At 61.4% G+C, this 11,288-nt stretch carries 13 protein-coding genes; all 13 read right to left on the bottom strand.

Going from position 1 to position 11,288, the window contains the following annotated elements:
* A partial coding sequence (locus JWQ61_RS05070) for an iron chelate uptake ABC transporter family permease subunit (protein ID WP_304359561.1) occupies nt 1-569 on the bottom strand: 569 nt, incomplete at its 3' end.
* Nucleotides 566-1,414: an ABC transporter ATP-binding protein gene (locus JWQ61_RS05065; RefSeq protein WP_304359560.1), complete on the bottom strand. Its 849-nt coding sequence runs from the start codon at nt 1,412-1,414 to the stop codon at nt 566-568. The genes JWQ61_RS05065 and JWQ61_RS05070, both read right to left, overlap by 4 nt.
* Nucleotides 1,414-2,436: a TauD/TfdA family dioxygenase gene (locus JWQ61_RS05060; RefSeq protein WP_304359559.1), complete on the bottom strand. Its 1,023-nt coding sequence runs from the start codon at nt 2,434-2,436 to the stop codon at nt 1,414-1,416. The genes JWQ61_RS05065 and JWQ61_RS05060 overlap by 1 nt, the downstream gene beginning before the upstream one ends.
* A gap of 63 nt (nt 2,437-2,499) precedes the next feature.
* The gene (locus tag JWQ61_RS05055; RefSeq protein ID WP_304359558.1) at nt 2,500-2,748 is read right to left on the bottom strand and encodes an MbtH family NRPS accessory protein; all 249 of its coding nucleotides are present in this window, start codon (nt 2,746-2,748) and stop codon (nt 2,500-2,502) included.
* A gap of 70 nt (nt 2,749-2,818) precedes the next feature.
* A complete protein-coding gene (locus JWQ61_RS05050; RefSeq protein ID WP_304359562.1) occupies nt 2,819-3,547 on the bottom strand; it encodes an RNA polymerase factor sigma-70 in 729 nt (242 codons plus the stop codon).
* Nucleotides 3,548-3,758: 211 nt separating this feature from the next.
* Nucleotides 3,759-4,253 carry a ribonuclease E activity regulator RraA gene (gene rraA, locus JWQ61_RS05045; protein WP_304359557.1) on the bottom strand — a complete coding sequence of 165 codons (495 nt, stop codon included), beginning with the start codon at nt 4,251-4,253 and terminating at the stop codon, nt 3,759-3,761.
* 32 nt (nt 4,254-4,285) lie between these two features.
* Nucleotides 4,286-6,028, bottom strand: a complete 1,743-nt coding sequence (locus JWQ61_RS05040; protein ID WP_304359556.1) for a diguanylate cyclase — start codon at nt 6,026-6,028, stop codon at nt 4,286-4,288.
* Nucleotides 6,029-6,342: 314 nt separating this feature from the next.
* Nucleotides 6,343-8,946: an ATP-dependent chaperone ClpB gene (clpB, locus tag JWQ61_RS05035; RefSeq protein ID WP_304359555.1), complete on the bottom strand. Its 2,604-nt coding sequence runs from the start codon at nt 8,944-8,946 to the stop codon at nt 6,343-6,345.
* A gap of 127 nt (nt 8,947-9,073) precedes the next feature.
* Nucleotides 9,074-9,283: a hypothetical protein gene (locus JWQ61_RS05030; RefSeq protein ID WP_304359554.1), complete on the bottom strand. Its 210-nt coding sequence runs from the start codon at nt 9,281-9,283 to the stop codon at nt 9,074-9,076.
* 186 nt (nt 9,284-9,469) lie between these two features.
* Nucleotides 9,470-9,844: a fluoride efflux transporter CrcB gene (gene crcB, locus JWQ61_RS05025; RefSeq protein ID WP_304359553.1), complete on the bottom strand. Its 375-nt coding sequence runs from the start codon at nt 9,842-9,844 to the stop codon at nt 9,470-9,472.
* The gene (locus tag JWQ61_RS05020; RefSeq protein WP_304359552.1) at nt 9,841-10,329 is read right to left on the bottom strand and encodes a molybdenum cofactor biosynthesis protein MoaE; all 489 of its coding nucleotides are present in this window, start codon (nt 10,327-10,329) and stop codon (nt 9,841-9,843) included. The genes crcB and JWQ61_RS05020 overlap by 4 nt, the downstream gene beginning before the upstream one ends.
* Before the next feature lie 33 nt (nt 10,330-10,362).
* On the bottom strand, nt 10,363-10,620 hold the full coding sequence (gene moaD / locus JWQ61_RS05015; protein WP_304359551.1) for a molybdopterin converting factor subunit 1: 258 nt from the start codon (nt 10,618-10,620) through the stop codon (nt 10,363-10,365).
* Between the two features lie 30 nt (nt 10,621-10,650).
* Nucleotides 10,651-11,288: molybdopterin molybdotransferase MoeA (locus tag JWQ61_RS05010; protein ID WP_304359550.1), on the bottom strand; the 638-nt coding region annotated here is incomplete at its 5' end.

Below are 11,288 nucleotides of genomic sequence, written 5' to 3'. Positions count from 1 at the left end.
CCGGCGATGCTTTGCTCGAAAAACGCCAGCACCAGTGTCGCCACTGCCGAAAACAGCAGCATGCAAACGCTGCCCGCCAGCACCAGCCGCAACGGCGTCGCGCGCCAGCCGGCGGCCGCCACCACGCAGACAGCGGCAGCCAGGCCGCAGCCGAACAGCAGCGGCACCGATGCCGCGCCGGCCAGCGCAGGAACCACCATCGCGGCCAGCAAGCCCAGCTGGGCGCCGCTGGTAATGCCGAGCAAATCGGGGGAAGCGAGCGGATTGCGCGTAAGCGCCTGAAACAGCGCGCCAGCCACGCCGAGACAGCCGCCGGCGACCAGCGCCGCCAGCACGCGCGGCGCACTCAAATCGAACAGCAGGATACGGCTGAGCGTGACGGCGTCGCCACCTTGCGCAGATGCCGCCAGCCACTGCTGCACGCCGGGCGCCAGGCGCACGGCCGCCGTGACGACGATCAGCAGCAAGAGCGCCGCTCCGATCAGGCCTGCCCTGCTTTTCATCGGGGCATGCCGGCTTGCGAGCGCCGTATCTGGGCGAAGCGGAGGTTGGCCTGCTAACGCGGTCATGCAGCGAGATCCTTATCGGCGCCGTTTTCACGCAACGCTGCCGGCGGAGGGGCCTCTCCGTAGGCCGGCACACACATCGGCGCGCCTGTCAACGGATGGGGGATTTTCAGCATGGTTACGTCGAATGTTTCGTGCAAATGATGCGGCGCCAGCATGGCGTCGGGCGAACCATGCGCAATGATTTTGCCGGCGCGCATCAGGACGATTTCGTCGCTGAATGCAGCAGCCTGGTTCAGGTCGTGCAGCACCCAGACGATGGTCAGCCCCTGCTCCTGGTTCAAGCGGCGCAGCTCGTGCAGGATTTCAAGCTGGTGATGGATATCGAGATAAGTGGTGGGTTCGTCCAGCAGGACGATGGGCGCCTGCTGGGCCAGCGCCATGGCAATCCACGCGCGCTGCCGTTCGCCGCCCGACAACGCGGCAACGTCGCGCTCGGCATAGTCGGCAAGTCCGCTGGTGGCCAGCGCCTGGTCGATTGCAGCCTGATCGGCACGCGTCAAGCCGCGCAGCCAGCCGCCGTAAGCATAGCGGCCATAAGCCACCAGCTCGCGCACTGTCAGGCCGGCGGGTATCTGGTTGAATTGCGCCAGCATCGTCAGCGCGCGCGCGAGTTCGCGCCGCTTGTATGATGCCAGCGGCGCGCCGTTCACGTCCACCTGCCCGGACCGGATCGGCAGCAATCCTGCCAGGGTGCGCAGCAGCGTGCTCTTGCCGCAACCGTTCGGCCCGCACAAGGCGGTCACTCGTCCGGCCTTGATAGTCAGGTCGAGGCCGTCGAGCACTACCTGTTCGCGATAACCGACCGTCAGCCCGCGCGCCACCAGCGCCGCTCCAACCGTTTTCATCAGGACGCCGTCTTCTGCTCGCCGGTTTTCGGTTCGCTATAACTTTGCGCCATCGCCACCACCACCTTGCGCGGTCCCTGGAACGGATCGCGCGCGTGCGCGGTCAGCATGTTGTCGAGCATCAGTACATCGCCCGACAGCCAAGGAAAGACGATGCGCTGCTGATCCAGGACGCCGCGGATTTCAGCCAGCGCCTCGGCCTCGATTTCTTCGCCGTCGCCGTAATAGACGTTGCGCGGCACGTTTTCCAGCCCGACCGCATCGACCAACGCCTCTTGCATTTCCTCGTCCAGCGCAGACAGGTGAAACAGGTTGAGCTGGTTGAACCAGACCATGTCGCCGGTGCGCGGATGGCTGGCGACCGCCTGGCAGCGTTCGCGGGTGCGCAGCAGCAGCTCGCCGTCCTCGCTGTCGCGCCAGGCGCAGTCGATGCCGCGCGCGGCGCAAATACGCTCGACCACGCGCGGGTCGTCCGAGCCGAAGGTCTGTTGCCACGGCAGGTCAAGCCCCTGGCCGAAATTGCGCACGTAAAGCAGTTCGCGCTTGGCGAAACGGGCAACCAGCGCCGGATCAAGCTCGTGATAGATGGCGCGGCTGTCGGCAATCGGCGTCGCGCCGCCGGAAGCCGCGGCAAGCACGCAATGGAACCAGATGCGCAGCGGCCATTCGCGCGTATACGACTGCTCGTTATGCAGCGGGATCGAGCGGTGCGGCGGATATTCAGTCGACGTATATACCGCGCCCTCGACCTGGCTGCGCGGCGTCGAGGCGAATTCGTAGCCGATCAGCGGATGGCCGAACGAACCGGCAAAACCCTGGAACGACTCGATCGACGGCACCCGGAAGCCGGTAAACAGCAGCCCTCCGGCCTGCTCCAGCGTATCGTCGGCGATCGTGCGCAACAGCGGCATAGCCTCTTCCAGCGAGATGTCCACGCCGGCTTTCGGCGCAACAACGGTAGGCAGCCCCGGTTCGATCCGCAGGTCGTCAAGTGCGAGCTGCGGCATGGAAAGTGTAGTCATGCGAAATCCTCTTGCAGGAACAGCACGCCCAGGACTTTGCCGCAGGCGCGCCGGATTACCCGATTACGATAGGCGCGCCTGTGCTGCAGCGTCATCCATGTGGCGGCGCAGGCTGGCCGGGCGCATGTCGGTCCAGGCTGACTCGATATGCGCGAGGCATGCGGCTTTCGGGCCGCTCACGCCGACTTCGCGCCAGCCGGCCGGCACAGCGCGGAAGGTCGGCCAGATCGAGTACTGCTCTTCGTCGTTGATGACGACTGTGTAGATAACGTCGTCTGCCTCTGCGGCAGCGGAATTCTGTGCTTGTGTCATGGTCAGTCCTCGTACGAAATGCGTTCAGGAAACGGCGGCGGATGGCGCTTGCTGCACCCAAACGCCGCCTCTACTTTATGAAGACGATTGGCGCGCGCGCTTTTTTACCATCGCGGGCAGCGCTGGCATGGAACATCGGCAGGGCGGCGCCGCGATCGCAGGCGTCCAGGCAGGCGCTGCAGTGCTTTTCAACGTCCCGCACCATGAAATGCACCAGCGTCTGCGAGACATTGAGCGCACGCGCGGTGCTCTGCAGGGTTTCTTCGCGCATGCGTACCATCTCGAATGCCGCGCGGCTGCGCGCCGGCAGCTGCGCCAATGCGTCGTAGACGTGGCGCAGCCTGTCGCGCACTACCAGCGCCGCCTCGGGAGAAGGTTCCTGCGAAGGCATGTTGAGGCCGCTGTCTTCATCGGCATGGTAGATATTTTCAAGGTTCTGGCGCCGGCAAGCGTCGATAGAGGCATTGCGCACCATCCGCATTACATAGGCAATCGGCTGGCGGATGGCATCCTGGCCCGGGAGATCGACCAGCTTGAGGAAAACATCGTGCACCACGTCTTCCGCCCGGCTGGTGCAGCCGACGAAGCCGCGCGCGACATTCACGTACAGAGGACGATTCGCGATCAGTATGTCGAGCAATGGGCCGGCGGGAGAGGATGCACTGGAACTGAAGATCGACGCATTTCTCACTAGCGATGCCGCTGCCGAAGACTTCGCCCCTCCAAGCATTTGCGCCATAAATTCACTCCGCTCTGATAAGATGGCTCCCAAGGTAACATAAACACGAATCATTCTCAATATCATTAGCAATTATCCTTATTACTTTTATGGATTTGCCTGACAGGAAGGACTGCCTTCGAGGGTGAAAAACGAGCGTCAACAGCCCTGGCCGGCGCCGATTGACGGGCCGCGCAAGGCTATCCAGAAGGGAAATGGTTTGGAAAACGGGAGGTGATGCGGCGGCTGCCTTAAGGCAGCCGCCGCGAAGTTATTGATTTGGCATTCCGGCCTACAGCAGTTTTTGACTGGCCACCAGCACGCCGTCTGCATCGGCATAGATCCACGCGCCCGGGGTCACCGTCACGCCGGCGATGGCGACGCTGACGTCACGCTCCCCTACTCCCTTGCGCACGCTGCGCTGCGGATGGAGCGCCAGCGCGCGCACGCCGATATCACAGGCGTTCAATTCGGCCGAATCGCGCACGCAGCCGTTGACGATGATGCCGGCCCAGCCGTTCTTTTGCGCCAGCACGCCAAGATTGCCGCCGACCAGCGCGCAACGCAGGCTGCCGCCGCCGTCGATCACCAGCACCTGGCCGTCGCCCGCGGTTTCCAGCGTGCTGCGCACCAGCACATTGTCTTCATGGACTTTCAGGGTGCGCGCCGGACCGGAGAACGCCTGGCGCCGGCCGAAGGAGATGAACACCGGCGGCAAGACCGCCAGGGCGGCGGTGCCGAGCTTGTCTTCATTGGCGTCGCATAAATCGCAGGTAGAAAAAGTCATTGCATCTCCGTCGCGGGGCAGTCAGAAAAAGGTCAGTCGTCCGACGAAAACGTCAGGCCGCCGAATTTCTTGACACTATACATCCGCTTGTCGGCCACCTTCAACAAGGTTTCCAGGTCGAGGCCGTCGGCCGGATACAGGGCGCCGCCGATGGAGGCGCCGATCTGGCAGTGCTCGCCGTTGGCCATCAGGATCGGCTTGTTCAATACCGCATAGATCTTTTCCGCGATCGCCAGCGCCGATTCTTCGTCGGCCACGCCGGGCAGGTACACGATGAATTCGTCGCCGCCGAAACGCGCCACCTCGTCTTCCTTGCGCAAGGTGTTTTGCAGGCGCAGGCCGACTTCGATCAGGACCCGATCGCCCTCGTCGTGGCCGTAATGGTCGTTGACCTGCTTGAACTTGTCGAGATCGACGAACAGCACGGCAAAACGGAAAAGATGCGGTTCGACGTCGGTGCGCCGGCGAAATTCGATTTGCGCAATCAGGGAATCGCGGTTGAGCAGGCTGGTAAGGCGGTCGGTGCGCAGGTTGCGCTCCATCTCCTGGAAGCTTTGCGCCAGTTCGCCGATCTCGTCCTTACGGTCGATATTCAGTTTGGCGAATGGTCGGCCGCTGCCAATGCTGCGCACCGCCAGCGTCAGCTTGCGGATGTCGCGCAGGACCCAGCGCAATATCGCGTAGCCGAACAGCAGCGCCAGCAGGATCACCAGCAGGCCCAGGTACAAGCTCTTGTAGACGCTGGAATTGACCGCTCCCCAGAAATCGGAACGCGGCAAGGCGACCACCGCCACCCACTCCAGCCCGGCAGCATCGCGATGGATTTGCGCCGCCACTTCGATCTGCCCGAATTTGCTGGGGAATGCGCCGACGATCAGCTTGCCTGGCTTGGGCGGGCTGGCGGCCGAAGCCGCTATCGGATCGGTAACCGGCGCCGTTTCCCGGTGTTTCTGCAAATAGTTTTGCACTAGCTGCCAGCTCTGGTGCATGAAGGGTGCGGCGACATCTTTCAGATTGTTCCTGATGTGCTGGTTCTGGGCGCCGTTGCGCGGCGCAAATGCGCCTTCGCCGTTGGAAGAAATGACCAGGTCGCCATTGCGTTCCGCCACAAAAGCGACGCCGTTCTTGTCCATCGGCAGCGCCTGCAGGTATTCCCGCAGCGGCCGCAACGACAGCTCCCTGGCCACCACGCCAAGCACTTCCTGGTCGCCGTCGTATACCGGCCGCGCCAGCATCAGCACCGGCTCGCTGCTGGCGGCATCGATGAACACCGGCGACCACATGTCTTTGCGCTGGCTGACGGCATTCAGGTACCAGCTTTGCTCGCGCGGCTCATAGTTTTCCGTCTCCAGCAAGATCTTCTCGGTGGCAGGACCGCGGCTGCGATACAAGTGGGTGGGGCCTTCGCCCGCTCCTCTCAGCCTGACCCGGAATTCATTGGCGGCGGTGCGGCGGATGCCGACATAGTGGCCATCGACGCCGGCAAAGCTGATCAGGCTGCCGATGGTCGGAAACAGGCCGCTGGCAATCCACATGCGCTCTTCCAGCCGGCCGACGCTGGCTGGAAACGGGATCGGAGTCGGGCTCTTGTTGGCGGCGCCGGCGACCTGATCAGGCGCGACTACCCGCAACGCCGCACCGGCGTCGAACAATTGCCTGTTGATTGCGCTGTCAATGCCCCCCATCATGTCCGCCAGGACCTTTTGCGACAACGCATCGGTGGCGTCCTGGCCGGTTTGATAGAGCAGCCAGCCGACTGAAACGGCCAGACACAACAGCAGCGCTGCAAACGGCAAAATGAATAAGCGTTGCAGTGACGTTCGCTTCAAATTTGCCTCGAAATTACAATAATCGGCGCCTGGCTTCAGGGAAATATTCCCGCATCTTTGCATACTGCAAAAATGCTCGCTCCCGTCGCGATCCACAATTGAATGCACAATTCATAACATTCACCTGCAAACCGGCAATACGGACTAAGAGCATAGACCTAAAAAAAGGCCACACGGCATCGCCATGTGACCTTTAATTCATAAAGCAACACGTTCAAGCCTGCCGCGATTCTACCTGTTTGCGTCTGTAAAATCTGAGCTTAGATTGTCACTTTGAACACTATCTCACCATTGTTAACATTTATGTGAACGATGTCCTTCGGACCAAACTTGCCTTCGAGAATCAATTTCGACAAAGGATTCTCGATCTGCTGCTGGATCGCGCGCTTCAACGGCCGCGCCCCATACACCGGATCGAAACCCGCTTCGGCGATCTTTTGCAGGCCGGCTTCCGAAATCACCAGGCCCATGTCCATCTTCGCCAGCCGCTGTTCGAGGATCTTCAGCTGGATCTTGGCGATTGAGCCGATGTTCTTCTCGTCGAGGGCATGGAACACCACGATTTCATCGATGCGGTTGATGAACTCCGGCCGGAAATGATTCCTGACTTCAGCCATCACCTCCATCTTCACCACGGCCGGATCGCTACCCTCCATCGCCTGGATCCGATGCGAGCCCAGGTTCGAGGTCATCACGATCACCGTGTTCTTGAAATCAACCGTGCGGCCCTGGCCATCCGTCATGCGGCCGTCGTCCAGCACCTGCAGCAGCACATTGAATACGTCAGGATGGGCTTTTTCGATTTCATCCAGCAGTATCACGCTGTACGGCTTGCGGCGCACCAGCTCGGTCAGGTAACCGCCCTCCTCGTAGCCGACATATCCGGGCGGTGCGCCGATCAGGCGCGCGACCGAATGTTTTTCCATGAATTCGCTCATGTCGATGCGGATCAAGGCATCGTTGCTGTCGAACAGGAAACCGGCCAGGGCCTTGCACAGTTCGGTCTTGCCGACGCCGGTCGGGCCGAGGAACATGAACGAACCGTATGGCCGGTCCGGATCGCTGAGCCCGGCGCGCGAACGGCGGATAGCATCCGACACGGCGACGATCGCCTCGTTCTGGCCCACCACGCGCTTGTGCAATTCGTCTTCCATCGTGACCAGCTTGTCACGCTCGCCCTGCAGCATCTTGGACACCGGGATGCCGGTAGCGCGCGAGACGATCTCGGCGATCTCGTCGGCGCCAACCTGCGTCCGCACCAGCTTCGGCTTGCCGTCGACCGCCGGCTGCTCGGCGTTCAAAGCATCCTGCCTGGATTGAGTTTCCAGCGCTTTTTCCAGCTCATTCAACTTGCCGTACTTCAGCTCGGAAACCTTTTGCCAGTCGCTGTTGCGCGTCGCTTCGTCAATTTGCAGGCGCAGCTTCTCGATCTCTTCCTTCAGGTGCTTGCTGCCCTGGGCGCTGGCTTTTTCGGATTTCCAGATTTCTTCCAAATCGGCGTATTCGCGCGACAGCTTCTCGATTTCTTCCTCGATCAGGGAGAAACGTTTTTGCGAAGCTTCATCCTTCTCCCGGCGCACTGCTTCGCGCTCGATCTTGAGCTGGATCAGACGGCGGTCGAGCTTGTCCATCACCTCCGGCTTGGAGTCGATTTCAATCTTGATCTTGGCCGCGGCTTCGTCGATCAGGTCGATCGCCTTGTCCGGCAGGAAGCGGTCGGTGATGTAGCGATGCGACAATTCCGCTGCCGCGACAATCGCCGGGTCGGTAATTTCGACGCCATGGTGGACTTCGTATTTTTCCTGCAGGCCGCGCAGGATCGCAATCGTCGCTTCGACGCTAGGTTCGTCCACCAGGATTTTCTGGAAACGCCGTTCCAGCGCCGCGTCTTTCTCGATGTACTTGCGGTATTCATCCAGCGTGGTAGCGCCGACGCAATGCAGCTCGCCGCGCGCCAGCGCAGGTTTCAGCATGTTGCCGGCATCCATCGCGCCTTCCGCCTTACCGGCGCCGACCATGGTGTGCAATTCATCGATGAAAACAATGGTTTGCCCTTCGTCCTGGGCGATTTCCTTGAGCACCGCTTTCAGGCGCTCTTCGAATTCGCCGCGGAATTTTGCGCCGGCCAGCAAGGCCGCCATGTCGAGCGACAGGACGCGCTTCGATTTCAGGCTGTCGGGCACTTCGCCGTTGACAATCCGCTGCGCCAGGCCTTCCACGATCGCAGTCTTGCCGACGCCCGGTTCGCCGATCAGCACCGGGTTGTTCTTGCTGCGCCGCTGCAGCACCTGGATCGCGCGCCGGATTTCATCGTCGCGGCCGATCACCGGATCGAGCTTGCCGAGGCGCGCCCGTTCGGTCAGGTCCAGTGTGTATTTTTTCAGGGCTTCGCGCTGGCCTTCGCCATCCTGGGAAGCTACGTTGGCGCCGCCGCGCACTGCCGTGATCGCAGCTTCCAGCGCCTTGCGCGTCAGGCCGTTTTCACGTGCCAGGCGGCCGGCGTCCGATTTGTCGTCGAGCAGGGCCAGCAACAGCATCTCGCTGGCGATGAACTGGTCGCCGCGTTTTTGCGCTTCTTTGTCCGCCAGGTTGAGCAGGGCCAGCAATTCGCGCCCTATCTGTACTTCACCGCCGGCGCCGCTCACCTTGGGCAGGCGTTCCAGCGCGGCTTTCAGGCCGGTTTCAAGGGCGGCGACGTTGACGCCGGCCCGTTGCAGCAGCGAAGTGGCGCTGCCGTCGTCCTGGTTCAGCAGCGCGATCAGCGCATGGACCGGATCGATGTATTGATTGTCGTTGCCGACCGCCTGGCTCTGGGCATCGGCAATCGCTTCCTGCAGTTTTGTGGTTAATTTATCGAAACGCATGGTTCCTCCAAAATATCTAATGGGTAGAAAATTGGGACAGACCTGCTGATTTCAAGTTAGGCGATAAGGTTAGGCAACAAAAAGCCCCTCACAAAGGAAGGGCTGGCAAGGCATCCGTAAAACCGGACTATTTGATATGCGTGGCCATGAAGTAGGTCACGGCTACCAGGGCTGAGCCGAAGCCGCAGACAAACGTCACCAGCCGCCAGGTCTGGTCCGTCATTTCCCGGTGCATGTCGGCGCTGGTGGCAGTCTGGTCCAGGCGCGTTTCTATCCGCGCCAGCCGGTCGCGCGCGTCATTGACACATTCTTCAAGTTTCAGAACCCGGGTTTCCATATTTTCATCATAGCCACCGCCGTCGCCGCCGTCAAATGATCGCCTCTGCGGATTTTTCGCCTTGTTTACCTCTTCTCGCAGATAAACAGCTTTAGACCTAGCTTCCATCGCCAGCCTCCCCCATATCAAGCCATCCCAGACAATGTATTTTCTTTTTATCAAGAAGTCTCTAAGAGACGCCCTAAATCAGAAAACCAAGGCCCGATAAGTCGCAAAACCGGCAATGCACAAGATAATCGAACCGCACAGATGCAACAGGGTGTGCCCCAGGAACCAGCCATACTGGCCATGCTGCAGCAGCACCATCGATTCCGCGGAAAAAGTGGAGAAAGTCGTCAGGCCGCCAAGGAATCCGGTAATCACCAGCAAACGCCATTCGATCGGCAGCACGGGATGGGCTTCGAAGAAAGCAACTGCCAGGCCGGCCAGGTAGCCGCCCGCCAGGTTCACCAGCAAAGTTCCCAGCGGTAATTGGTTCTGATAGGCTCCCAGCAAGATGCTTGCGCCCCAGCGTAGCCAGGCGCCAAGGACAGCGCCGATGCCGACCGCCAGCCAGCTCACTTCTTGCTTTCGCGCATAGGCAGCGGCAGCGCGTCCTGCCCCCATTTGGCCAGCGCCTCGTCGTCGCTGCTGCGGGCGTCGACCCAGCGCGCACCCTGTTCCGTATGTTCCTTTTTCCAGAACGGCGCTTCGGTTTTCAGGTAGTCGATGATGTATTCGCAGGCGGCGAAAGCGTCGCCGCGATGCGCCGAGCTCACCGCCACCAGCACAATCTGGTCCAGCGGCAGCAAGGGGCCGATGCGGTGTATCACCAGGGCGTCGAAGATCTCCCAGCGCTGCTTGGCCTGGTCGACGATGGCCGACAGGGCTTTCTCTGTCATGCCGGGATAATGCTCCAGCTCCATCTGGGCGACGGCGCTGCCGTCGTTCAGATCGCGCACGGTGCCGAGGAAGCTGACGACGGCGCCGATCTTGGGATTGGACAGCCGCAGCTGCGCCAGCTCGGCGGCAAAATCGAAATCCTCAGCCTGAACACGGATGGGCATAGTCAAGACCTCACGGACAACAACAAACCAGAATCAGCCGCCGGTGACCGGCGGGAAAAATGCCACTTCGCCCTTCTCGGCCAGGGCGGTATCGGCATTCGCCAGTTCCTGGTTGAACGCCATGCGCAAGGAGCGCCCTTCGGCCAGCACTTCGGCCCAGACCGGGCCGCGCGTGCGCAGGAAAGTACGCAGCTCGCCGACGGTGGCGATCGAAGCCGGCAACTCCAATGTTTCCTGCGACAGGTTGAGCGCCTCGCGGATACTGGCAAAAAAGCGCAGCTGGATTTTCATTACATTCTCTTTTTCAGGCAATTACAAGTTTTACAGTAGCGCAGAAAACGGCAGGAAGCGCAGCAAATCGCCCCTGGCGATGGTTTTCCCGGCCGGATTGTCGACCAGTCCGTCGCCCCAGACGGTGGAAGTCAGGACGCCCGAACCTTGCTGCGGGAACAGGTCGAGGCCGCCGCCGGCGTTGATTCTTGCACGCAGGAATTCCTGGCGGCGGTCGGCCTTGGGCCAGTCGAAGTCGGCGCGCATGGCGATCGCCTGCGGCGCCAGCCCGCTTGCCGCCACGCCTTGCTGGTGCAGGATGAAGGGCCGCACAAAGATCAGGAAGGTGACAAAACTGGATACCGGATTGCCGGGCAGGCCGATAAAGAAGGCGCTGCCCCCCGCGCCCGCGGCGCGGCGGACTTCGCCGAAGGCTAGCGGCTTGCCCGGTTTCATGGCGATCTGCCACATGTTCAAGCGCCCTTCCGCTTCCACCGCTGGCTTGACATGGTCTTCTTCGCCGACCGACACGCCGCCCGAGGTAAGGATCAGATCATGTTCCTGCGCCGCCAGGCGCAGCGCCTCGCGGGTTGCTTCGCGATTGTCGGGGACGATGCCGTAATCGCTGATTTCGCAGCCCAGGTTTTCCAGCAGGCCGCGCAAGACGAACCGGTTCGAGTTGTAGATGG

This window comes from Collimonas fungivorans, from assembly GCF_028292705.1.
GTDB lineage: Bacteria > Pseudomonadota > Gammaproteobacteria > Burkholderiales > Burkholderiaceae_D > Collimonas > Collimonas fungivorans_B.
The sequence above is the reverse complement of the archived record's forward strand: the minus strand, read 5'-3'. Positions and strand labels throughout refer to the sequence as shown.

Bases quoted from the DNA above. Each gene is read 5' to 3' on its own strand.
- JWQ61_RS05065 (WP_304359560.1), bottom strand. From the start codon at position 1,414: ATGAAAACGGTTGGAGCGGCGCTGGTGGCGCGCGGGCTGACGGTCGGT.
- JWQ61_RS05060 (WP_304359559.1), bottom strand. From the start codon at position 2,436: ATGACTACACTTTCCATGCCGCAGCTCGCACTTGACGACCTGCGGATC.
- JWQ61_RS05055 (WP_304359558.1), bottom strand. From the start codon at position 2,748: ATGACACAAGCACAGAATTCCGCTGCCGCAGAGGCAGACGACGTTATC.
- rraA (WP_304359557.1), bottom strand. From the start codon at position 4,253: ATGACTTTTTCTACCTGCGATTTATGCGACGCCAATGAAGACAAGCTC.
- clpB (WP_304359555.1), bottom strand. From the start codon at position 8,946: ATGCGTTTCGATAAATTAACCACAAAACTGCAGGAAGCGATTGCCGAT.
- JWQ61_RS05030 (WP_304359554.1), bottom strand. From the start codon at position 9,283: ATGGAAACCCGGGTTCTGAAACTTGAAGAATGTGTCAATGACGCGCGC.
- JWQ61_RS05020 (WP_304359552.1), bottom strand. From the start codon at position 10,329: ATGCCCATCCGTGTTCAGGCTGAGGATTTCGATTTTGCCGCCGAGCTG.
- moaD (WP_304359551.1), bottom strand. From the start codon at position 10,620: ATGAAAATCCAGCTGCGCTTTTTTGCCAGTATCCGCGAGGCGCTCAAC.